This is a genomic window from Halomonas sp. CnH100-B, from assembly GCF_024124605.1.
Classification (GTDB): Bacteria; Pseudomonadota; Gammaproteobacteria; order Pseudomonadales; family Halomonadaceae; genus Vreelandella.
Window position 1 is genome coordinate 152,556 of record NZ_JAMXRX010000004.1, and the last position, 23,299, is coordinate 175,854.

Genomic DNA, 23,299 nt, shown 5'->3' on the forward strand with positions numbered 1-23,299 from the left:
ATAAAATTATGCTTTTCTTGAGTTCACGTTAGAGAATCCATACGCAACACAGCTTAAAACGTTGCCTGCTCACCTTGACGTAGCGATTCAAAGCGCCTAGTTCTTATATTTATACGAATAAATACAACAAATCAGTGGAACACGCCTAAGTAGCACCCGCACAGACAATGCGCCAAACAGCGCTGTTGTTGCCTGCGTGCACTATGAATACTGCTCACAATTTCAATATAAACAAAGGGCTAACTTGCTATGAAATACTTAACACCCTTAAAGCTATCCATTTATGGCGGCATGCTCTTCAGCTTTTTTATGCTGGAAAGCCCCCTCATTATGCTGGCTAACCGCATAGAACCCATGGTGATGGGTCTCCCTTTTCTGCTGGTGTGGAACTTGTTCTGGTGGTTTGCATTAACGGCACTGTTTTTGGTGGCTTATTTCACCAATTGGGGCAGCCCCGAAACATCCACTGTCCACGCAACTAAACAGCTGTAAAAAAAGGGGTTCACCATGACCGGTAGCTTATTAATTATTGCAGCTTTTATGATTATCCCCTTGATGGTGGGGGTTTTATCAGCACGACAATCGCAAGAAACCAGCGAGGACTTTTTTGTTCAAGGCCGTGCCATGGGGAGTATCGCGGTCTTCTTCACCGTCGCGGCCACTTGGTGGAGCGCGTTCGCGTTCCTCGGCTCTAATGCCACGTTTTATACCAACGGGCCGGTATTTCTGACGGCGTTAGCTTGGAACCTCCTGTTTGGCTTTATGTATTACTGGATAGGCAAACGGGTTTGGTTTTTAGGCAAACGTTTCAATTACTTAACACCTTCAGATTTAATTGGCGATTTTTATAATAGTGAGGCACTGCGCATTACCGTTGCCGCTATTACGCTGATTTTTACCGTACCTTATCTGCAGATCCAGCTCACTGGCGGCGCTTATTTAATTGAGGTTGCCTCGGGCGGGTTAATCCCTTTCTGGCTCGCCGCCCTGCTGTTTTACTTCATTATTATCATCTACGTATGGATTGGCGGTATCCGCGCTATCGCCTGGACCGACGTTATTTACGGTGCGCTGCTATTCTTCGGCATGCTGTATGCCGGTTACTACATTTCCAGCCAAGTAGGTGGCCCAACAGCGCTATTTAGTCAACTTCAGCAAACCTCTCCTGACCATCTCACCATGCCTGGGCCTAACGGCACGATGGGCTACCCCATGTGGTTCTCGCTATTTGCCATTACCGCCATTGGTGCCTTTATGGGCCCGCAAATCTGGCTGCGTATGTACTCGGTGAAACACGGCAAGCTGTTTAACTTGATGCCGTTCTTGCTGGGATTGGCGGCCTTTGCCTATGTAGGCTCGGTGCTGTCTGGCTATTCAGGCGTGCTGCTTGAACCCAACGTAGAGAACCCAGACCAGATCCTGCCCATTATGTTGATGGAGTATGCGCCTTACCTACTCGCATCACTGATCATGGCAGCCGGTGCTTCAGCCGCTATGTCTACCGCTAATTCGCAGATCCACGCGGTGTCTACCGTGGTGACGATGGATATTTACAAACGCTATGTCAATCGTGACGCAAGCCAAGCGCGCATTGTGTATATCGGTCGTTTATCGCTGGTGGGCTTCTCATTGGCCGCTTATATCATGGCGCTTACCGTACCTGGCGTACTGGTCACGATTGGTATTGCGGCACTGGCGGGCACCGCGCAGTTGATCATTCCCACCATAGGGGCCATCACCTGGAAAAAAGCGCACCCCACCGCTGCACTGGCGGGTTTGTGGGCGGGCGTTGCCTGCGTGCTCCTCATGACCTTTGGCCCGCTCAGCGCACCGTTTGGCTACCATGCGGGTATCTGGGGTTTATTGCTGAATGCTGCGCTGTTTGTTGGGCTCAGCCACGCGCTGCATCGACGCGACACAGCGGTCGTGGAACGCTTTACTCAAGCACGCTATGACTATGATGCCGAGTACCACCCAGAGCGCTTACCCGCCTATACACAAGAAATCACCAATAGCGCTAACCACCTATAAGGAGTGGGTTGATGACTCAAGCCCCTGTTTCAACCTCGCCGCGCAGACCCAAGCTTGCCGAGCTGATTAGCGACGACATCAAGCGCTGGATAGCCGCAGAGTCACTGGGAGAAGGCGACCGGCTGCCCAACGAAAAAGCGCTGATGGAGCTTTACGGTAGCGCTAAGGGCACCGTGCGAGAAGCGCTCAAGATCTTAGAGGTTGAGGGGCTCATCACGTTAAAAACCGGGCCTAAAGGAGGCGCGGTCATTAATCAGCCCAGCATGGAGCCCGCCAGCCGAATGCTGCGTAACTTCCTGCACTTCCAGCAATTGGATGGCAAGCAGGTATACCAGTTACGCAAACTGCTGGAAGTAGAACTGGCGGCCTCCGTGGTGGGTAAGCTCAACGAGCAGGACTTCCAAAAGTTGGAAGCCAATATGTCGGCCTGCGCCTGCTGTGCGAGTCATGAAGAGGATCATCGACACCAACGTTTTCTAGAGCTGGAGTTTCACCAGTTGCTGGCCCGTGCCTGTCCGAATCCGTTGCTCGCGTTTATGTGCCAGTTCTTAAACGACATGCTGCGCGATTTGGTGGTGATCAAAAAAGCGTACGTCCCGGAGCGAAAGCAATTCGACCACGCCAACCAGGATTACCACCGGCAGCTAGTGGATGCCTACCGCGCTGAAGATGCCCCGCGTGTGCGACAGATCATGGCCGAGCACATGGCCGATGCTGAACATCACATGAGCGCACTGGAAGCAGAAATGGCGGTACAGATGCTGGTCAGCAACGATTCACCCAATCATCAGAATCACCGTTCCAAGCTGCACGACTTACTAACGGAAAACACATCCGTTTAACTTTGCGAGGAGAGTGAGATGAATACCTACGTTACCCCCATCAAAGAGTCCAACCTACTCACTGACAGCGACCGCCTGTGGGCGTCGCTCATGGAGATGGCCAAACTAGGGGCCACGCCGAAGGGCGGCGTGAACCGCCAGGCGCTGACCGACTTAGAGCGTCAAGGCCGCGACCTGTTTATTCAGTGGTGTCGTGCTGAAGGCTGTACGATTCGCATTGATAATATTGGCAATATTTTTGCCCGCCGGGAAGGCAGCGACCCCAGCGCCAAAACAGTCATGGCCGGCAGTCACTTAGATACCCAACCCACCGGCGGTAAATACGACGGCTGCTTCGGTGTCATGTCTGGCCTTGAAGTGATTCGCACCCTAAACCAGCACAACATCACCACGCAATCGCCGATTGAAGTGGTCGCGTGGACCAATGAAGAAGGCTGCCGATTTCCCCCTTGTATGATGGGCTCCGGGGTATTCACTGGTGAGCTGGCGTTTGACGCCATGATGGCGCGCACCGACGCCGATGGTGTTACGGTCAGCGATGCCTTAGACGCGATTCACTATCGCGGTAGTGATGAGGTCTCACCCAACGAGATCAAAGCCTATTTTGAGCCACACATTGAGCAAGGCCCCATTCTCGAAGATACCGACACCACCATTGGCGTTGTCATCGGTGGGCTTGGGCAGAAGTGGTTCGACTTAACCCTCACAGGGCTTGAAGCCCATGCAGGCCCCACCCCAATGAATCTTCGTCGGGATGCCATGATGGGGGCCGCAGAAGTTACTCAAGCGCTCAACCGAATTGCCCATGAGCACCAACCCCACGGGCGCGGCACGGTAGGCTGTATGACGCTATACCCAGGTTCGCGCAATGTCATTCCCGGCCAAGTCAAAATGACCCTGGATATGCGCCACTGGGAACCCGACGCCCTAATCGCCATGGGCCAAGCGGTGGCTACCGCCGTTGAAGACATTTGCCAACGTCACGGGCTGGAATACGAGCTCACCCCCACCGCAGATTTTGCGCCAGAGCATTTCAATAAAGCATGTGTGGATAGCGTGCGACAAGCCGCTGAAAAGCTGCAGCTGTCACACATGGATATCATCAGCGGAGCCGGGCACGATGCGATGTTTGTTGGCCGTGTCGCCCCCGCTGCCATGATCTTTATTCCCTGCAAAGATGGCATTAGCCATAACGAGATTGAAAGCGCCACCCCCGAGCACGTCCACGCAGGCTGTAACGTTTTACTGCACGCCATGCTCAATGCGGCCGGTGTGAAAAGCGGGGAGTAATCATGGCGGATACCTTTGAAACCCTGACGGCAACTGATGCATTGGCACGTTTCAGCGAGGGCTCGCTTTCGCCGGAAACGCTGGTGGAGGACTGCTTAACGCGTATTGAGCGAGATAACCCCAAGGTGAATGCCTTCACCTGTATTAACGGGGAAGAGGCACGCCGTTTAGCGGCAGAATCCGCTCGACGCTGGCAAGCAGGCTCCCCCTGCGGCCCGCTAGACGGCATCCCAGTGACGATCAAAGATTTAACCCTAACCAAAGGCCTGCCTACACGGCTGGGTTCCACCACCACGGCTCCGGATGGCCCCTGGGAGGTAGATGCGCCCATTAGCCGTCACCTACGCAATGCCGGGGCCATTGTGGTCGGTAAAACCACCTCGCCTGAATTTGGTTGGAAAGGCGTCACCGATAACCCGCTGCACGGCATCACCCGCAACCCTTGGAACACTGAGCTAACGCCAGGAGGGTCATCCGGCGGCGCGGGGGCAGCCGCGGCGCTTAACCTGGGCCTACTTCATCAAGGCAGCGACGCGGGCGGCTCCATCCGTATTCCGTGCAGCTTTACCGGCACGTTTGGTATTAAACCCACTTTCGGCTGGGTGCCTCAGTGGCCTGCCAGCACCATGAGTACGCTGTCTCATTTAGGGCCTATGACGCGCACTGCACGTGATAGCGCCCTCATGCTCAGCGTCATGGCCCAGCCCGATGCTCGGGATGGTTATGCTGGAAACCCTACAGGGCCAGACTGGCTCACGCCGCCCCCAGCGAGCCTCAGTGGCTGGCGCATCGCTTTTAGCGCCAATCTTGGCTATGTAGAGGTAGCGCCAGATATTGCCCAGCGAGTTGAGGAAGCCATCGCTTATTTAGAAGCATTGGGGGCCACCGTAGAACGCATTGACCCAGGCTTTAGCGATCCGCTTAAAACGTTTAATACACTCTGGTTTGCGGGGGCCACGCAGGCACTCGAAAAACTGAACGAACAGCAGCAGGCAGCGCTTGACCCTGGCTTTCTGGAGATTGCACGACGCGGGCAAGATGTATCGCTTTCCGCCTACCTCGCCGCCCGGCGTGAGCGCAGCGAATTGACCGCTCACATGGCCGCCTTTCACGAACGCTATGATTTGCTAGTAACGCCTACGATGCCCATTGCGCCCTTTGCAGCGGGCCACAACGTACCACCGGGCAAACACTATCGAGATTGGATGGATTGGACGCCGTTCAGTTATCCCTTCAACCTGACCCAACAGCCCGCGGCCTCCCTTCCCTGCGGGTTAGACAACCAGGGGCTGCCGGTAGGTTTGCACTTAGTGGCGGGTAAATATCAAGACCTCAAGGTACTGCATGCGGCCCAGTTACTTGAACGCTATTTGCCGCCGTTAACTCCGCCTACAACACCACCTCAAACCCTTCAAACTTAGGCGGGCCAAGGTAGATGCCTTCTGGCGCTTTGGCGTTGGCGTGCGCTTTGCGGAAGGCGTCTGACTTCGTCCAGGCGCGGAAGGCCTCTTCGGATTCCCACACGCTGTGGGAGATAAACACGGTGTGGTCTTCTTGGCTTTCGCCCTGCAGCATTTGAAACTGCTTGAAGCCGGGCACTTCGTCCAAGTGGGAATCGCGGTTGCGCCATACCTCTAGAAAATCCTCTTCGCGGCCTGGAGCAATCCGAAAACGGTTCATGGCGATATACATAGTGTTCTCCTGTGGGCGGGTGTGACTCAGTTGGTTACGCAAACAATCGCTTGATGGTAACGTCATCACTGCATCACGAATAGATAAGTGACGAACAGGCGTTACGGCTAATGGCTCAGGCACCCCTTCAGGTCGTTTGGTTCAAACGCGATTTGCGCATTCACGATCACGCACCGCTGGCCAACGCCGCAGCGGCAGGCCCGGTGTTGCCGCTATTCGCCATCGAGCCTGAGCAGTGGCAAGCGCCGGACAGCGCCCTGCGCCACTGGCAGTTTGCCGCCGATTCGCTGGTTGATCTTGCCCAAGCGCTCAACACGCTGGGCCTGCCGCTCTGCCTGTGGCAGGGCGACATGGTGGAATGCCTAACCGCGCTCAAAGCCCACTACGGTGAACTGGTGCTGCACTCCCACCAAGAGACTGGCAACGCCTGGAGTTTTGAGCGCGACCAACGCGTTCAAGCGTGGTGCCACGCCCACCAGGTGCCCTGGCAGGAGGCCCGCCAGCAGGGCGTGATTCGCGGGCTGAGTAGCCGCACGGGGCACCAATCCCGCTGGGAAAACCACTGGGAATCATTGATGGCCGCCCCCACCTGCCCCGCCCCGCCAACAGCAGTGGCAGCACCCGGTTGGGAAGCATTTCATCACGTAGATGTGGCACAACTGCCCTCACTGACCTTGGGGTTCGATACCACGCCCTGCCCCCAACGCCAGCGCGGCGGGCGCAGTGAAGGCCGCGCGCTGTGGCTGAGCTTTATTACTCAGCGCGGGCGTCGCTATCGCGGCTCGCTCTCTAAACCGTTACTGGCCTGGGAGTTTGGATCGCGGCTCTCCCCGCACTTAGCCTGGGGCACACTCTCCATGCGGGAAGTGGTGCAATCCCTGCGCCGCCAGCGGCAAAAGCACGCCGACGACACCGCCTGGGCCCGCTCGCTGCGCGCCTTTACCTCGCGGCTCTACTGGCACTGCCACTTTATCCAGAAGCTGGAGAGCGAACCCAGCATCGAGCATCAAACGCTGCACCCGGCGCTGCGCGGCCTGCGGGAGCGCGACCCGGAACATCCCAACCTGATCGCCTGGAAGCTCGGCCAAACCGGCGTGCCGCTGGTGGATGCCTGCATGCGCAGCCTGACCGCCACCGGCTGGATCAACTTTCGCATGCGCGCCATGCTGCTCTCCCACGCCACCTTTGGCCTGGGGCTGCACTGGTACGAACCTGCACTGCACTTGGCTCGGCTGTTCACCGATTTTGAGCCCGGCATTCACTACCCCCAAGTGCAGATGCAAGCAGGCGCCACGGGCACCAACGCCATGCGGGTCTACAACCCGATCAAGCAGGCAGAAGATAACGACCCCACTGGCGAGTTCATCGCCCGCTGGGTGCCGGAGCTTTCGCCCCTGCCTCAGGAATGGCGCGCCAAACCCTGGGCACTGCCGGAAAGCCTGAAAAAGCGGTTCGGCTTTCAGCCGGGCGTCGATTACCCCATCCCCAATGACTTTGAAGCCGAGGCGCGCTATTGGAAGAAGCTGTTGTATGAGCTGCGTCGGACTCCAAATGCAAGAGAAGCCAGCAAAGCGATTGTGGATAAGCTGGCGAGTCAGCGGCGGCCGCCTGCTCGGCGTGGTAAAAAAACGAAACCCGCCAATCGCCAGCAGCTTTTGTTGTTTGATGAGGGTAAGTAGACGTTAAGCTTGGCTATGGCTTACTAGCTGGTCACCAGAAGACGCGGCCTCATCTGGGAAAATACGGCATTGCATATGCGCCATGAGAAGTAGCTTTTTGTTTTCTATATTGCTGATACTATTGGCAAATTTCTTCAGTAATGCTATCAGTCAATATCCATCCGGCGGCTCGTTTGAAGAGTACCCAACATTTACCTACTCAGTTGGCAGAAAAGTGCCTAACCCCGCAATCTGCGGCAAATTTATCCTAAAGCAATGCCTTATTATACAATCATCTAATTCATTGGCGGCAAATTTTTATCACATCTTTGGGCATTAGAATGTGCCAGAACTTTTCCCGCTGAGGTTATTGTTAAAATGAGTGGGATATTGTCCCACCACTTTTTCAAAGCATTCAGATTCGGCCTTTTCTTCCACTCATCCATAAATGAATTGATATTACTTTGCTTTACACCATCATTTTGAGAGTAAAGGTTATAAATAGAGTTTATCGCTTCTACTTGGGAGCCTGTTAACTTTACCGGCACGATGACTATAGATCCTTCTTGTAAGATTGTTTTTTGCAATGGAATTGAATCAATTTGATCTCTATTAGAAACTGGGATTCTTAAATAGTCAGAATTCAGGCTATGATCGATTAACAGCACTCTGGGCAAATGGTTAGCATCAAGTATCTCCAATGCTTTAACGTGATTTTCTGAACCTTTCTCTATACCTACATCTATATAGCCTGGCAAGTTTTCTGGATAATACTGCTGCACTTTTTTCAAGCTGCCGAATGAGTTTAATCGGACTGTATTCAAAATATCCAAATGATCGAGCCACTCATGGCCTACAGGTAACTTTCCGTAGATAACTTTCCCAAACAAGTCATTTAAAACATCCAGCCCTTTATCAATATCACCAGCGACAGGAAAAAAGCTATTTACAGCATGAGCTACCGTCAAACCGAGTAAAGCCTCGTCAGAAATTTTATCTACAATTTCAACAGCGAGACTAATACCAGCTCTTGCAATGCGGTTATCACTTTTTTGAAATCTATGAACAAGCAATTCAGACAATAGATCATAATCAGCTGGTCTTTCTGTAGATGCAGCTGTTTTTTGTGCATCAACTAGTAATAATTGAAAACTTGGATCTGCAAAAGCCTCCAAGGCACCTTCAACCTTTTCCATTTTTGGCATGAGACTTTTTTCAAACTCAGATATCCTCGCATTCGCAATCTCGAATGCTTCATGAGTATAGTCTTGTCTCAACTGGCGGTTCATTTCTTGAAACACCTCTCGGGCACGCTTTTCATCAATCCCCATGTGCACGACCATTTGATCAGCTTGCAAGTTTGTTGACTGACTTCCACCTTTTTGACTTTGTTTACTCATCATTTTTTGTCGCCACCTATTTTAAAATCACCACCAACTTGTATATTCGTTGAGTTATTTCCGCCTTTCTGATTCTGCTTGTTTTTTCGGGAAGAAATAAACCAACTTATAATCGCAAGAGGTAACGCTATTGCGATGCCGCTAAAAAGCCATTCTTTATTCTCTACAATCCATTCCATATCTGCACTTTCCACCTATGGTCTATAACAGGCTAAATATCAAAACTGTCTTTTTACTGCATCTCCTCACAACTCCACCTTGAGCAGCCTCCCATCCAAACCCAGCTTAGCACAGCGCCCTGAAATCGACTGATCATCTCAGCGCCATGCTTTCAACGCCCACAAAAAAACCCACCCACCGCCAACAGCTTACGCTGCCTGACGATGGGCGGGCTTAGTGCCGCTTAGAAGACTATTAGCTCAACGCTTCCAACGACGCCTCAATAATGCTCAGCCCTTCTTCCAACACCGCAGACGACACCGTCAGCGGTACAAGAATGCGTACGCTGTTGCCGTAGAAGCCACACGAAAGCAGGATCAGGCCTTTCTCGCGGGCTTTGGCGCAGAGTGCGCCGGTCATTTGCGGGTCGGGCTTGCCGTCGCGGTTGAGCAGTTCGAACGCGGCCATGGCGCCGAGCTGGCGGCCGTGGGCGACGGCGGGGAAGCGCTCTTCCCAGACGGTGAAACGTTCGGCCAGCATTTTGCCCATCTGCTCGCTGCGGGCCAGGATGTTCTCTTCTTCGATGGCTTCGATCACCGCCAGGGCCGCCGCACAGGAGAGCGGGTTGCCGCTGTAGGTGCCGCCTAGAGAGTTGGGGCCGGAGGCGTCCATCACCTTGGCAGTGCCGACCACGGCAGAGAGCGGCATGCCGTTGGCGAGGCTCTTGGCGGTGGTGAGAATGTCCGCTTCGATGCCGCTGTGTTCCAGTGCAAACAGCTTACCGGTACGGGCAAAGCCGGACTGCACTTCGTCGGCGATCAACAGAATGCCGTGCTCGTCGCACAGGGCGCGCAGAGCTTTCAGGTAATCCGGCGAGGCGATGTAGAAGCCGCCTTCGCCCTGTACCGGTTCAATCACAATGGCCGCCGTGCGGTGCGGGGCGATATCGGTTTTGAACAGCGTGCGAATGGCGTTCAGCGAAGCCTCTTCGCTGATGCCGTGCAGCGGATTAGGGAACGGTGCGCGGAACACATCGCCCGGCATCGGGCCGAAGTCGTTCTTGTAGGGCAGCACCTTGCCGGTCATCGCCAGGGTCATCATGGTGCGGCCGTGGAAGGCACCGTCGAACGTGATGATGCCGGTGCGGCCAGTGGCGGCGCGGGCGATCTTCACGGCGTTTTCCAGCGCTTCGGCACCGGTGTTCACCAGCATGGCTTTACGCTCGTGGCCGCGCACCGGGGTGAGTTCGCAGAGCTTTTGGCACAGCTGCACGTAGGGCGCGTAGGAGATGACCGCCGCGCTGGTGTGCATGACTTTCTTGAGCTGCGCTTCCACCGCCGCGACGATTTTCGGGTGGCGGTGGCCCAAGTTAAGCACACCAATGCCGCCTGCGAAGTCGATCCAGCGTTTGCCGTCGGCGTCCCACAGCTCGGCGTTTTCAGCGCGTTCGGCAAACTGGGTCGTCGGCGTGGCGGCACCGTTGGCCACGAAGCGTTTTTTCAGGTCGTTCAATTCTTGGTTAGTCATCATCGTTCTCTTTATAAACCGCCCACGCAGACGTACTTCAGTTCCGTAAATTCATCCAACCCGTGGTGGGAACCTTCACGGCCCAACCCGGACTCTTTCACGCCGCCAAACGGCGCTAGCTCGGTGGAGATCAGCCCTTCGTTCACGCCGACCATGCCGTACTCCAGCTGCTCCATGGTGCGCCAGATGCGGCGGTAATCCGTGGCGTAGAAGTAGGCGGCCAGGCCAAACGGGGTGTCGTTGGCCATGGCGATGGCTTCTTCATCGCGCTGGAAGCGGAACACCGGCGCGACCGGGCCGAAGGTCTCTTCATCGGCGACGGCCATTTGAGTGGTCACATCCGCCAGTACCGTGGGAGTAAAGAAGCGATCACCCGCCGCGTGGGGCTGGCCGCCGCACAGTAGGCGCGCGCCTTTGCTCACCGCGTCGTCGACGTGGCGCTGCACTTTATCCACGGCGGCTTGGTTGATCAGCGGGCCGATGATGCTGCCTTCGGCCAGTCCGTCACCCACGTTGAGCGCGTTCACGCGCTCGGTGAGCTTCGCGACGAAGGCATCGTAAATGCCGTCCTGTACCAGGAAGCGGTTGGTGCACACGCAGGTTTGCCCGGCGTTGCGGAACTTGGAGGCGATGGCTCCGTTCACAGCGGCGTCCACATCGGCGTCGTCAAACACGATGAACGGCGCGTTGCCGCCCAGCTCCATGGCGGTTTTCTTCACCGTACTGGCGCACTGGGCCAGCAGGTGTTTGCCCACCGGGGTAGAACCGGTAAACGACACCTTGCGCACCCGAGAGTCAGTGGTAAGCACCTCGCCCACGGCAGCGGGTTTGGAAGCAGTAACCACATTGATAGTGCCTGCGGGCAGGCCCGCTTCCAGCGCCAAATAGGCGGCGGCCAGCGCGGTCAGCGGCGTGGCTTCTGCTGGCTTGATGACCACGGTGCAGCCAGCGGCCAGGGCCGGGGCGCATTTGCGGGTAATCATCGCGAGCGGGAAGTTCCACGGGGTAATCGCCGCGACCACGCCAACCGGTTCGCGCAGTACCAGCAGGCGCTTGTCCGCGCCGTGGCTGGGCAGGGTTTCCCCCGCCATGCGTTTGGCTTCTTCGGCGAAGAACTCGATGAACGATGCGCCGTAGGTGACTTCGCCTTTGGCTTCCGCCAGCGGCTTGCCCTGCTCCAGGGTCATCAGGCGGGCTAGGTCGTCGGCGTGCTCATTGATCAGCCCAAACCAGCGGCGCAGTAGCGCGGAGCGCTGTTTCACCGGGGTGGCGCGCCAGGCGGCACCGGCTTCGTAAGCGGCGGCCACGGCGTCGCGGGTGTCGTCGGCGCTTAAATCCGCCACGTGGGCAATGGTCTCGCCGGTGGCGGGGTTATCTACGGCAAAGGTCTGCTGGCCCTTGCGCCACTGCCCACCCACCAGGGCCGGTACGGCATCGTGCAACCACTGTTCTATAAAGCTCATAGCGTGCTCCTTTAAAGTGTTGGAACGGCTTACAGGTCAGCCATCATGTGTTGGTCGCTGTAGGCGCGGCCGTAGGTGCGCAGGGCGTGGATGTACAGCCCCACCCCCAGCAGCGACCAGCCCGCGAAGATCGACCACTCAGCGCCGCTCAGTGCCGCCGGGCTACCGGGCAGGTAGAGGCACGCCATGCCGAAAGAGAGGACGACCGCCAGGGTGCCGCACAGCTTGCCGTGACGAATGCGGAACGGGCGCGGCATATCCGGCTCGCGAACCCGCAGCACTACAAAGGAGATGGCCACGAACAGGTAGGCAATCACGATGCCCAGGCCACCGGCGTTGACGATCCACACCAGCGCGGGGCGGCCGAAGAACGGGGCGATACAGGAGAGGAAGCCCATCAGGAAGATGGCGTTAGTGGGCGTTTTATAGCGCGGGTGCAGCTTGGCAAACGGCGCAGGCAGCATGCCCGCACGGGCCAGGGCGTAGATCGCCCGCGAACCGCCGATGTAGAAGGCGTTCCAGCTGGTGATGATGCCCGCAATACCGGCCAGTATCATTAAGTTGCTGGCCCAGGGGGCGTTGAACAGGCTGCCCATGGCATCCGGCACGCTCAGGGAACTCGCGGCCAGCTCGGTGCTGTTCAGGGCAAGGCTGGTGGCCAGAATGATCAGCGCGTACCACACCACTGCCAGAATGACCGACATCATCAACACTTTGCCGATGGCTTTGTAGGGCAGGTTAATCTCTTCAGCGGCTTGGGGAATGACGTCAAAGCCCACGAACAAGAACGGCACCATGACCAGCACCGCGACAATGCCCGCCACCACGCCGGTATCGGCCTGGGTGAACAGCGGCATCATGTTGATGGTTTCGCCTTCGAACAGCGCGCCCGTGACAAACAGCACGCCAACCAGCAAAATCATGCCGGTCACGACTTTTTGGATCAGCGCGGCGGTGGTCACACCGAAGTAGTTGATAACCATCATGGCGAGCGAGCCGCCAACACCGACGGCCACCCACGTCGCTTTGACTTCCCAGCCCGCGATGGTCCATAAGTGGCCAACCGCATAGTTTGGCGCTAGGTGCTCAATGACGGTGGGCAGCGCCACGGCTTCAAAGGCCACCACGCTTAAATAGCCTAAAATAATCGCCCAGGTGCATAAGAAAGAGGGTAAGTGACCCAGGGCGCGGTAGCTGTAGACATGCTCACCGCCTACTTTGGGCATGGCGGAGGCCAGCTCGGCGTAGGTCAGGCCCACCATGATGATCGCTAAACCGCCGACGATAAACGCTAAAATAGCGCCTACGCTGCCAGCGGATTGAATCGCGGTGCCGGTTAATACAATCCAGCCCCAGCCAATCATCGCGCCGAAGGCGAGGGCTAATACGTCGCCGCGGGCCAGTACCCGGACGAGCTTATCCTGTTCAGAAGAGGGAGTGGTCATCGCACAGTATCCTGCAGGTTATTGGATGTTGTCGTTGGCGCTCTGTGGCGCAGTATCCTGATTCCAGTGACGGAATAGTTACACGCTAGCAGGCGGCGGTCAGAACGCGAATGCACCACTTTGGCGTTCGACTAGACCACTTTTTCAACGCACCAAATAAGTGCATAACTGACATAATGCTTTCGTCTAAACGCCTGACAGCAGCGGGCTTCACGCGGAAAAGAGGGCGTTGATATGGATCGCCAGCAGGTCTTGCACCAATTTATGCAACTTTATGCACTCCAACCGGAGCGGCTGAGTAAGCAGGTGCGCATTGAGCAGGCGCTACGCCAAGCCATCACGCAGCAGTGGCCAAGCGGGCTGCGTTTGCCTTCTCATCGGGTGTTGGCCGATGCCATTCAGGTGGCGCGCCAAACCCTGGCCCTGGCGATTGGCACGCTGTTGGAAGAGCAGCTGCTGACCACCGCCCACGGCCAAGGCACCTGGACCTGCAAGCCGTTAACACCACCGCCCGATGCACCCACCAATGTGCAGCTATCACAGCGCGCCCAGCGGGTGCTGCAAGGCCCTGGGGCCAGCATGATTCAGAGCGGGGCTTTCGTGCCCGGCATTCCAGATATCGCTCAGTTCCCCATGCGCAAGTGGCGTCAGCTCTACGCCAGCGTGACGGTGCCGCAAAATGCCCTGCTGCTCTCCTACTCCACCGGTGGCTACGGCCCGCTGAAACGCGCGATTCGTGATTTTCTGGCCCGCTGGCGGGATATTCATTGTGATACCGAGCAGATCATCATTACCGATGGCACCCACAACGGCATTGAGCTGTGCGCCGTCACCCTGGCGGATGTGGGCGATACGGTGGCCATGGAGTCGCCCTGTTACTGGGGTGCGCGCAACGTGTTTACCGCCGCCGGGCTTAACATCGAGATGCTGCCGTGGCGGCCTGAAGCGGGCCATGCCTTGCCCGCCTCACCCGGCCCCGTGGCGCTGGCTTACCTCACCGGCTCGCACCACTACCCGCTCAGCGTGCCGACCAGCGCCGAGCATAAACAGCGGCTGTGGGAGGCGTTATCGCCCACCTACGTGGTGGAAGATGACTATGAATTTAACCGCGACGACCACCCCAACCTGCTGTTTGATGCCCACTCTGAGCGCCATTTGCTGGTAGGCTCTTTCTCTAAGATGATGTTTCCCGGCCTGCGGCTGGGCTACTTGGTGGTGCCGCGCCATTTGGCAGGGCCCATGAACCGCCTGCGCAGCGAGCTGTTTCGCGAGGGCCGTATGCTGGACCAAGCCGTGCTGGCCCAGTTTATTTTTGATGGTGATTTGGATGCCTGGTGTCGGCGCATTCAGCGGGACTATTTAGGCCGCCAGCAGGTGCTTCACGACCAGCTGCGCTCGCTGCCCCACGTGCGCTCGGTGTCGGCTCCTAGCAGTGCCATCAGCCTGTGCGTGGAGTTCGAGCCGGGCATTAACGATGTAGCCATCGCGCAATCATTGCTGAAAGAGCACTTAATTGTGCGGCCGTTAAGCCCGGTGTGTGCGCCGAACGACCCGCGCGCTGGCTTGGTGATGGGGGTGGGCATGCTCTCTGGGGAAACGCTGGTGCGCGAGGCGCAGCGCCTACGCCGCTGCCTGGAGCCATTGCTGCGCTAAGCGGCCAACGCGCTTTATTCGTCAGTACACTACACAAAACGTGAGTAACACGACTTATCCACAAGGACCGTCTTATGCATCGCCCTGTTGATAGCTTTTGGGTCTCTGCGCTCTCTTCCACTGCCTCCTCTTATACCGCCCAGCTACGCGGCTGGCTGGCCGTCGCAGCACTACTGCTGCTCTCTGGGTGCGCGACCTTTGCGCCCAGCCCGCCGGAGGATCAGACCAATATCTGCGAGATTTTCCGCGAACAGCCTAGCTGGTACGACTACGCGCAAGAGTCTGAAGAGAAATGGGGAACGCCCATCGCGACCCAAATGGCGTTTATTCAGCGGGAGTCCTCGTTTCGCAGCCACGTGCGCCCAGACCGCAAATACTATCTTGGCTTTATTCCCGGCCCGCGCCCCTCTTCCGCTAAAGGTTACGCCCAAGCTCAAGACCCGGTATGGGGTGAGTACGAAGACCAAGCGGGCAGCCTGTTTGCCCGGCGCACGCATATGAAACACGCCACCGATTTCGTTGGCTGGTACAACGCCCGCACTCGCGCCCAAACGGGCATTTCGCTCAACAATCCTGAGCACCTCTATTACGCCTACCACGAGGGTGCAGGCGGCTATCAGCGAGGCACTTATCGCAGTAAACCCCAGGTGCTCAACGCAGGCCGCCAAGTGGCGAGCCTTTCCAACCGCTACCAGGCCCAGCTCAACAGCTGCCAGGCAGAGTTCCAGTGCCGCAAGTTCTATCAGGTGTGGCCGTTCTGTCGTAGCTGAGGGCGTCTTTCATGACACTGTTAATGGGATTCGCCTTTGTCGGCGTGGTGTTTTTCACCTCCATGCTCTCCGGTGTGTTTGGTATGGCGGGCGGGCTGGTGTTGCTGTGGTTCCTGCTGGTGATATTCCCCGCCAGTACTGCCATGGCCGTGCATGGGGTGATTCAGTTAACGTCCAATGCTTCTCGGGCGTGGCTGTCGCGGCGCTTTATTGTTTGGCGCATTGTGGCACTGATGGCGCTGGGCGTACTCAGCGCGGCAGGGCTTCTGCTGCTGTTTAACTACACGCCCAATGCGGCCACTGTTTCTTTATTGATCGGGCTGCTGCCCATCTTGGTCTGGACGCCCAAGCACTGGTTCCAGCTCGATGCCCATCGCGCCAGCCACGCGTTTTGCTGCGGCATCGCCTCGGGTGGCCTCACGATTGCCGCCGGGGTATCCGGCCCGCTGATCGATATCTTCTTTGTGCGCTCGCAGATGGACCGTCGCCAAGTCGTCGCTACCAAGGCCATGATTCAAGTGGTCGCCCACTCCATCAAAATCCTCTTCTACTTAGGTGCCGCCCTTGCGCTCAGCGTGGGTGAGTGGAGCATCGTGCTACTGGCCGCCCCGTTTGCCATGCTGGGCACCCAAACCGGCACACGGATTCTGCACCGCCTGACCGACGCCAATTTCCGCACCTGGACCCGCTGGATCGTCACCGGCATTGGGGTGTTCTACTTCCTGCAAGGGGTGTACCTGCTCAGCCGCTAAGCGTGGGCGGTACCGCCACTCATCATTCGTTCATAGCCTGTAATTGACACCGCGATTGAGTAAGGCTATCTTCTCCGAAAGATGCAAATGAGAAACACTCTCTTTTTAGCCAGCACTTTGGTAGAGAAAGGGCCGTTGAGGTAAAGGGACGTCACATGACCAGTGAACAGCGCCAGCTTCGTCAAACCCTGCTGTTTTTACGCACATCGTTTGAAGCCATTCAGCACTCGATTGCCGGACGGCTGGAAGACCCGCTGCCCTGCTGGCTAGACACCAGCATGCTCTCCATGCTCTCACGCGAGCTGACCCGCTGCTGCCAGCAGGCCAAGCCGCTGTTCGCGCCTGAGGTCGTGGAGCAGCTATTCATCGCCTCCCAACAGTGCGACCTGCTGCTCAAACAGTGCCCCGGCGTACTCAGCAGCGCCGTCTGCCACCGCCAGCTCAGCGCGATCATGCTGCCGCTCACCAGCGCCATTAGCCAAATCGATACGCCGGTTAAGCGTCGCTGGCCTTGGCAGCGGCACTGAACAAACGTATTTACCCTCTAACCCCGCCTCATTTACCCGGTGGGGTTTTGTTTTGCGCGTCCGTCCCCATTAATTAGGGCATAGCATCGTTGTTGGCGCTTACTAGTAAACTGGTCTATTCTGTTTGCCACGATGATACTCACTGCTGCAAAGGAGTTTTGCCCTATGGCGTACGAGACGCTGTTTACCCCCACCACGCTAGGTAGCTTGACCATTCCTAACCGCGTCATCATGGCGCCGCTGACCCGTTCGCGCACGCCGGATAGCGTGCCGGGCAAAATGCAGGAAGCCTATTACGGCCAGCGCGCCGGTGCGGGCCTGATCATCAGCGAAGCCACTAACATCTCTCCTACTGCCCGTGGCTATGTGTACACGCCCGGCATCTGGACCGACGAGCAGGAAGCAGGTTGGAAAGGCGTCGTGAATGCCGTTCACGCCAAAGGTGGCCGCATGGCCCTGCAGCTGTGGCATGTGGGCCGCGTTTCCCATGAGATGGTGCAGCCCAACGGCCAGCAGCCGGTAGCCCCTAGCGCGCTGAAAGGTGAAGGCGCTCAGTGCTTTGTTGAATTCGAAGACGGCACCGCTGGTCAGCACCCCACTAGCACGCCGCGTGCGCTGGAAACCGACGAGATTCCTGGCATCGTGGATGATTACCGCCAAGCGGCCATCCGCGCCAAGCGCGCCGGGTTCGATATGGTCGAAGTCCACGCTGCCAACGCTTACCTGTTGAACCAGTTCCTGGCCACCGGCACCAATAAGCGCACCGACCAGTACGGCGGTTCGCTGGAAAACCGTGCCCGCTTCCCGCTGGAAGTGGTCGATGCGGTCGTGGAAGTGTTTGGTGCTGAGCGTGTCGGCATTCGTATGACGCCGTTCATCGAGCTGTTCGGCTTGACCGACGACGAGCCGGAAGCGATGGCGTTCTACATGGCAGAGCAGCTCTCCAAGCGCGGCCTCGCCTACCTGCACCTCAACGAGCCGAACTGGGCGGGCGGCGACATCACCTTCCCTGCCGGTTTCCGTGAGCAGATGCGCGAACGCTTTAGCGGCAGCCTGATCTACTGCGGCAACTACGACGCCGAGCGCGCCGAATCACGCATCAGCGAACATACTGCCGATGCCGTGGCCTTTGGCCGCCCCTACATTGCCAACCCGGATCTTCCGGAGCGCTTCCGCGTGAACGCCCCGCTCACCGAGCCGAACCATGAAACGTTCTATGGCGGCGATGAGAAGGGCTACACCGATTATCCGTTCATGGATAACGGCTATGACCGCATGAGCTAAGCCTCTTCGCGATGCGCAGGGCTGGGTTTCCCCTTTTGGGGGAACCCTTATGGACGAAAAGCATCACTTAGGTGGTGCTTTTTTTATGCCTACGTGTTTTAAAACGCTGCTAGGCTATTGATTCTCTCGTTTTAACGCGCGTTTCTTTACTCACGAACAGGTGGTTTATGCTCGCTTCGCTGTTGGCGCTGCTGGTCTCATTGCTACTGGTGGGTGCCGCTGCCGCCACGGGCGCACGCTTTCGTCCCGATGGTTGGTACCGGGCGCTGCGCAAACCTCGCTGGACGCCGCCCGATCTCGCGTTCCCCATCGCCTGGGGGATTCTCTATCTCTTGATGGCGATTGCGGCTTGGCGGATTTATATGGCGGACGACTCGCCACTGCGTAGCGCGGGCCTTGCTGTGTATGGTGTGCAGCTGTTGGCCAATGCGGCGTGGTCATGGCTGTTTTTTGGGCGCAAACAGATGGCCGCCGCGCTGGTGGATATCTTGCTGCTGTTGGGGCTGATTACGCTGGCCATTGGCCTGTTTGCCCAGGTGAATAGCCTCGCCGCGTGGCTAATGGTGCCTTACTGGCTGTGGGTCGCTCTCGCGCTGGCACTCAACGCCACCATTTTGCGATTAAATAGCGCCTAAGGGTTAACTAACAAAAGGGTGTTACCCCATGGATACAACGTCACTGCCCGTTCTACTGGCCTTTGCCTCGCTGCTGTTAGGGGTGCTGGCCGTAGTGATTTTCGCTTACGTCGTGGTGCCCAAACGGCGCCGCGCCAAGGCCAAGGCCGAAGCAGCAGAGGCACCGGCACCGGTCGTCGCGCCTACGCCGCCGCCAGCGGAAGAGCCGCCGCCCGCTCCCGCCAAGCGCACGGGGAAGGTCAAACAGCACTCGCTGTTCGTCATTTTCAACCAGCCGGATGTCACCACCGATGAGCGATTGACCGAGTGGCTGCGTGGGAAAGGCGCCCATTACGACGCCATCAAGAAGGTGTTTTTGATCGACGGCCAGCAGGCATCTAACCCGATTACCGTGGCCAACGCCTTCCCGCCTGGGGAAATGCCCGACCTGCTGCGCGGGGAAACCCACGAGCCCATTCGGGGGGTTAGCCTGCTGGTGAAGCCGCCGCTGCACAAACGCCGCAATCAGCAGATGCACGTGTATGTGGAACTCGCCAAAGAGATGAACGAGACCTTCAGCGGCGACATGCTGGATGCCGACCGAGAGCCAGCCACCGAGGCCACCTACGCTCAAATCATTGGTTAAGCGCTACACCACGCCCTGGCTGCGCAGGTAGTCGTCGTAGCTGCCGCTGAAATCGACGATGCCATCCGGCTGCATGTCGATGATGCGGGTGGCGAGGCTGGAGACGAACTCCCGGTCGTGGCTAACGAACAGCAGCGTGCCGGGGTAGTTCTCCAACGCCAGGTTGAGCGCCTCGATGGACTCCATATCCAGGTGGTTGGTGGGCTCGTCCATCAGCAGCACGTTGGGGTTGGTGAGCGTTAGCTTACCGAACAGCATTCGCCCCTGCTCGCCCCCCGAGATCACCTTCACCGACTTGTTGATGTCGTCGCTGGAGAACAGCATGCGGCCCAACGCGCCGCGTACCACCTGCTCACCGCCTTTGGTCCACTGGCCCATCCACTCGAACAGCGTGGCGTCATTGGCGAAGTCATCGGCGTGGTCTTGGGCGAATACGCCAAGCTCGGCGGCATCGGTCCACTTCACTTCACCGGCGTCTGGGCGAAGATCCCCCGCCAGCGTTTTCAGCAGGGTGGTTTTGCCAATGCCGTTAGGGCCGATGATGGCAATGCGCTCACCTGCTTCCACGGTCATGGAGAAACGCTTGAACAGCGGCTCGCCGTCGTAGCCTTTGGTAATCGCCTCCACGTTCACCGCGTTACGGTGGATCTTCTTGTTTTGATCAAAGCGGATAAACGGGCTCACCCGGCTGGAGGGTTTGATGTCCTCCAGTTTGATCTTGTCGATCTGGCGCGCCCGCGAGGTGGCCTGCTTCGCTTTGGAGGCGTTGGCCGAGAAGCGGCTGACGAACTGCTGCAGCTCGGCAATTTGCGCCTTCTTCTTGGCGTTGTCCGCATGCTGACGTTCGCGGGCCGCAGTGGCCGCCGTCATGTAGTCATCGTAGTTGCCGGGGAACAGGGTGATTTCGCCGTAATCCAGATCCGCCATGTGGGTACACACGCTGTTCAGGAAGTGACGATCGTGGGAAATAATCACCATGGTGCTGCTGCGCGCTTTTAGAATCTCTTCCAGCCAGCGGATAGTATTGATATCCAGGTGGTTGGTAGGTTCGTCCAGCAGCAGCACGTCCGGGTCGGAGAACAGCGCCTGGGCCAGCAGCACGCGCAGCTTCCAGCCAGGCGCGACTTCACTCATGGGGCCGGTGTGCTGCTCAATAGGAATGCCCAGGCCCAGCAGCAGCTCACCCGCGCGGGACTCGGCGGTGTAGCCATCCAACTCGGCGTAGCGCACTTCTAAATCCGCCACGGCCATGCCGTCTTCTTCGCTCATTTCGGGCAGCGAGTAGATGCGCTCGCGCTCGGCGGCCACTTTCCACAGCTCGGCGTTGCCCATGATAACGGTGTCGATGACCCGTTCGTTTTCGTAGGCAAACTGGTCCTGGCGCAGCTTACCCAGCCGGGTACTGCTATCCAGCATCACCTGGCCAGACGAGGGCTCCAACTCGCCTCCCAGGATTTTCATAAAGGTGGACTTACCGCAACCATTCGCGCCAATCAACCCGTAGCGATTGCCGTTATTAAATTTGACGGAAACATTTTCGAACAGGGGCTTGGCCCCAAACTGCATGGTGATGTTGGCGGTTGCGATCAAGATAGAGGCCCTGGTTAACGAGGAAGCGCTGTTGGAGAAACGAGCACGCTTGCAAAAGCTCGCGATTCTACGCGCCTTTGGGCAACGTTACATCTCCCCTTGCGCGCTTCCCTTAACCGGGCACTTGACTACTGCGCAGGCATTTCAAGCAGAAAGCGTTCTCCGTCAAGCGCTTGGCGCAGGCGTGAGTGTAAAATCTCAACGATCCCCTGGTGCTCGCCGACCAGCGCGGTGGTCGTCACCGTCAACCCACTGTGGCGCTGTTCGGCGGCGGCGCAGATCTCGGCGATATCGCCACCCTCACCGGCATGACGGCCTGGGGAGAGAAACAGCATCGCCAGCACCACGTTCCCGCTGCTGAATTCAGGCGTATCAAGCAGGTGCTCCAATAGCGGCTCGTTAAAGCGGTACTCGTCGCCGTCACGTCGCTCCATGGAAGCCGCCGCCACGCAGCGCACGTCGTCGCCCAGCAGCACGCTCAATTGCCCAGCCAGGCGGTTACGCACGGCGGTAACGTCGGGAATGGGGCTGCCGTGGTCCACCAGCGCGACCTTGGCAGCGCCTTGTTCAGGCAACTGCGCACGTACGTTATTGGCCAACAGCTGTGCCAAGCGCAGGTCGTTGTTCCTCAGCTCATCCACCAGCGGCTGAGCAACCCGCACCGACACGTTAGGAAAACGGGCCTGTAGCGCGGCCATTCGCTCCGGCAAGTACCCCGTTAGCGCTTTACTGGGGCCGAAGAAAAACGGCAGCACGATAATCTCCGTGGCGCCTGCCTCGGCGCTGCGTTCGGCGGCGGGGCCTAACGTAATGGCGGGAATGCCATCGACCTCTTCAGCGGGGATTTTATTGGAGTGCAGCAGCGAGGCCGCCTGAACAGTCTCCCCTAGCGTCTCGCTCAACGCGGCCGCCACCCGGCGCAGATTATGGGTCGCCTGGGGGCGCAGAGAGCCGTTATCGACAAGAAAAATAGCGCGCATCGCGTTCGTCCTTTTCAATCAAAGCGTTAATGAGCCGCCAGCACATCCGCAGCGGCTCGATGTAGCTGGGCGTGACGTGTAGCCAGGGCGGCAATATCGCGGTCGTAGCCGCCGCCGATGACCGCCGCCACGGGAATGTCAGACTCACGACAAAGGTTCAACACGTAGTGATCCCGGGCATAGAGCCCGTCGCTGCTGAGCGATAAGTAGCCCAGGCGGTCGTCGTGATGCACATCCACCCCGGCATCATAGAGCACCACGTCTGGCTGGTACGCGGCGAGTACCCCTGGCAGCCAAGACGCAAGTTCGGCCAAATAAGCCGCATCCTCCATGCCGTTGGGGAGGGCGATATCCAGATCGCTTTTTGCTTTGCGGGCGGGGAAATTACGCGCCGCGTGCATGGAAAAGGTAAACACGCCAGGGTCGTTGGCAAAGAGCCGCGCGGTGCCATCGCCTTGATGCACGTCGCAATCCACAATCAGCACCCGCTCTACCCAGCCCTGCGCCAGCGCGTGGGCGGCGGCCACGGCTAAATCGTTAATCAAACAGTAGCCGCTGGCGGCATCCGCATGGGCGTGGTGTGTGCCGCCCGCCGAGTTGCAGGCAAGCCCGGTGGCCAGGGCCGCTTCAAGGGTGAGCAGCGTGCCGCCGGTTTCCAGCCGCACTCGTTCCACCAAGGCTTGCGACCACACAAACCCGCTGCGCCGCTGGGCGGCACGATCGAGCTGGCCGTGCAAAAACGCCTGAACATAGTCACGAGTATGCACGCGTTGCAGGCTTTCGAGGGTGGCCGGTTGGGGCGTGTGCCACTCGATGGGGCAGGCCAACGTTTGCTCGCCCAATAGCTGCCGAAGCACCCGAAACTTTTCCATGGGGAAGGGGTGATTGGCTGGTAAATCAATCGTATAACCCGGATGATGAACCACCGTTAACGCCATGCGCGTGCAGCCACTTTGGTCACAAATATAGATCGCTT

The 23,299-nt window shown here is 57.9% G+C and carries 22 protein-coding genes; 13 read left to right on the forward strand and 9 right to left on the reverse strand.

All coding sequences use genetic code 11. The features are described from left to right. Positions 1-249 precede the first annotated feature (249 nt). The 5 genes from NH398_RS10345 (at position 250) to NH398_RS10365 (ending at position 5,584) form a co-directional block, all read left to right on the forward strand. Positions 250-492: a hypothetical protein gene (locus tag NH398_RS10345; protein WP_253018380.1), complete on the forward strand. Its 243-nt coding sequence runs from the start codon at positions 250-252 to the stop codon at positions 490-492. 63 nt (positions 493-555) lie between these two features. After that, positions 556-2,031, forward strand: coding sequence for a sodium:solute symporter family protein (locus tag NH398_RS10350; RefSeq protein ID WP_290441478.1), 1,476 nt, complete (start codon positions 556-558; stop codon positions 2,029-2,031). Positions 2,032-2,042: 11 nt separating this feature from the next. Then, entirely contained in the window at positions 2,043-2,873 is an 831-nt protein-coding gene (locus tag NH398_RS10355; RefSeq protein ID WP_253018384.1) for an FCD domain-containing protein, read from the forward strand. 18 nt (positions 2,874-2,891) lie between these two features. Continuing rightward, on the forward strand, positions 2,892-4,163 hold the full coding sequence (locus NH398_RS10360; RefSeq protein WP_253018386.1) for a Zn-dependent hydrolase: 1,272 nt from the start codon (positions 2,892-2,894) through the stop codon (positions 4,161-4,163). A 2-nt stretch (positions 4,164-4,165) separates the two neighbouring features. After that, on the forward strand, positions 4,166-5,584 hold the full coding sequence (locus NH398_RS10365; protein WP_253018388.1) for an amidase: 1,419 nt from the start codon (positions 4,166-4,168) through the stop codon (positions 5,582-5,584). Here NH398_RS10365 and NH398_RS10370 read toward each other — a convergent pair. Beyond that, positions 5,553-5,855: an antibiotic biosynthesis monooxygenase gene (locus NH398_RS10370; protein WP_062363117.1), complete on the reverse strand. Its 303-nt coding sequence runs from the start codon at positions 5,853-5,855 to the stop codon at positions 5,553-5,555. The genes NH398_RS10365 and NH398_RS10370 overlap by 32 nt on opposite strands. Before the next feature lie 110 nt (positions 5,856-5,965). On the opposite strand from NH398_RS10370, the gene NH398_RS10375 reads away from it, so the two are divergent. Further along, positions 5,966-7,534: an FAD-binding domain-containing protein gene (locus NH398_RS10375; protein ID WP_253018390.1), complete on the forward strand. Its 1,569-nt coding sequence runs from the start codon at positions 5,966-5,968 to the stop codon at positions 7,532-7,534. 275 nt (positions 7,535-7,809) lie between these two features. On the opposite strand, the gene NH398_RS10380 is transcribed toward NH398_RS10375, so the two are convergent. From NH398_RS10380 to NH398_RS10400, 5 genes are all read right to left on the reverse strand, one after another. Continuing rightward, entirely contained in the window at positions 7,810-8,916 is a 1,107-nt protein-coding gene (locus NH398_RS10380; RefSeq protein ID WP_253018392.1) for an LPO_1073/Vpar_1526 family protein, read from the reverse strand. Further along, a complete protein-coding gene (locus NH398_RS10385) occupies positions 8,913-9,092 on the reverse strand; it encodes a hypothetical protein (protein ID WP_139525852.1) in 180 nt (59 codons plus the stop codon). Before NH398_RS10385 ends, NH398_RS10380 begins: the two co-directional genes overlap by 4 nt. A gap of 235 nt (positions 9,093-9,327) precedes the next feature. Further along, the gene (gene gabT, locus NH398_RS10390) at positions 9,328-10,599 is read right to left on the reverse strand and encodes a 4-aminobutyrate--2-oxoglutarate transaminase (protein ID WP_253018394.1); all 1,272 of its coding nucleotides are present in this window, start codon (positions 10,597-10,599) and stop codon (positions 9,328-9,330) included. An 11-nt stretch (positions 10,600-10,610) separates the two neighbouring features. Further along, the gene (locus tag NH398_RS10395; protein ID WP_253018396.1) at positions 10,611-12,062 is read right to left on the reverse strand and encodes an NAD-dependent succinate-semialdehyde dehydrogenase; all 1,452 of its coding nucleotides are present in this window, start codon (positions 12,060-12,062) and stop codon (positions 10,611-10,613) included. Positions 12,063-12,091: 29 nt separating this feature from the next. After that, positions 12,092-13,507, reverse strand: a complete 1,416-nt coding sequence (locus NH398_RS10400) for an APC family permease (RefSeq protein ID WP_253018398.1) — start codon at positions 13,505-13,507, stop codon at positions 12,092-12,094. A gap of 234 nt (positions 13,508-13,741) precedes the next feature. Between NH398_RS10400 and NH398_RS10405 the strand changes: the two genes are divergently transcribed. The 7 genes from NH398_RS10405 to NH398_RS10435 all read left to right on the forward strand — a co-directional run bounded on the left by NH398_RS10405 (position 13,742) and on the right by NH398_RS10435 (position 19,753). Further along, a complete protein-coding gene (locus NH398_RS10405; RefSeq protein ID WP_253018400.1) occupies positions 13,742-15,160 on the forward strand; it encodes a PLP-dependent aminotransferase family protein in 1,419 nt (472 codons plus the stop codon). A 74-nt stretch (positions 15,161-15,234) separates the two neighbouring features. Then, entirely contained in the window at positions 15,235-15,930 is a 696-nt protein-coding gene (locus tag NH398_RS10410) for a lysozyme-like domain containing protein (RefSeq protein ID WP_253018402.1), read from the forward strand. Positions 15,931-15,941: 11 nt separating this feature from the next. Further along, positions 15,942-16,682, forward strand: a complete 741-nt coding sequence (locus tag NH398_RS10415) for a sulfite exporter TauE/SafE family protein (protein ID WP_159343353.1) — start codon at positions 15,942-15,944, stop codon at positions 16,680-16,682. 155 nt (positions 16,683-16,837) lie between these two features. Continuing rightward, positions 16,838-17,209, forward strand: coding sequence for a hypothetical protein (locus NH398_RS10420; protein ID WP_253018404.1), 372 nt, complete (start codon positions 16,838-16,840; stop codon positions 17,207-17,209). Positions 17,210-17,374: 165 nt separating this feature from the next. Further along, positions 17,375-18,493 (forward strand): alkene reductase, encoded by a 1,119-nt coding sequence (locus NH398_RS10425; protein ID WP_253018406.1) that lies wholly within the window; start codon positions 17,375-17,377, stop codon positions 18,491-18,493. A gap of 167 nt (positions 18,494-18,660) precedes the next feature. Beyond that, on the forward strand, positions 18,661-19,128 hold the full coding sequence (locus tag NH398_RS10430; RefSeq protein WP_253018408.1) for a TspO/MBR family protein: 468 nt from the start codon (positions 18,661-18,663) through the stop codon (positions 19,126-19,128). A gap of 28 nt (positions 19,129-19,156) precedes the next feature. Beyond that, entirely contained in the window at positions 19,157-19,753 is a 597-nt protein-coding gene (locus NH398_RS10435; RefSeq protein WP_253018410.1) for a cell division protein ZipA C-terminal FtsZ-binding domain-containing protein, read from the forward strand. A gap of 3 nt (positions 19,754-19,756) precedes the next feature. On the opposite strand, the gene NH398_RS10440 is transcribed toward NH398_RS10435, so the two are convergent. The 3 genes from NH398_RS10440 to NH398_RS10450 form a co-directional block, all read right to left on the reverse strand. After that, positions 19,757-21,343 carry an ABC-F family ATPase gene (locus tag NH398_RS10440; RefSeq protein ID WP_159343361.1) on the reverse strand — a complete coding sequence of 529 codons (1,587 nt, stop codon included), beginning with the start codon at positions 21,341-21,343 and terminating at the stop codon, positions 19,757-19,759. Between the two features lie 128 nt (positions 21,344-21,471). Next, positions 21,472-22,323, reverse strand: coding sequence for a CbiX/SirB N-terminal domain-containing protein (locus NH398_RS10445; protein WP_253018412.1), 852 nt, complete (start codon positions 22,321-22,323; stop codon positions 21,472-21,474). 26 nt (positions 22,324-22,349) lie between these two features. Beyond that, positions 22,350-23,261 (reverse strand): histone deacetylase, encoded by a 912-nt coding sequence (locus NH398_RS10450; RefSeq protein WP_253018413.1) that lies wholly within the window; start codon positions 23,259-23,261, stop codon positions 22,350-22,352. Between the last annotated feature and the right edge of the window lie 38 nt (positions 23,262-23,299).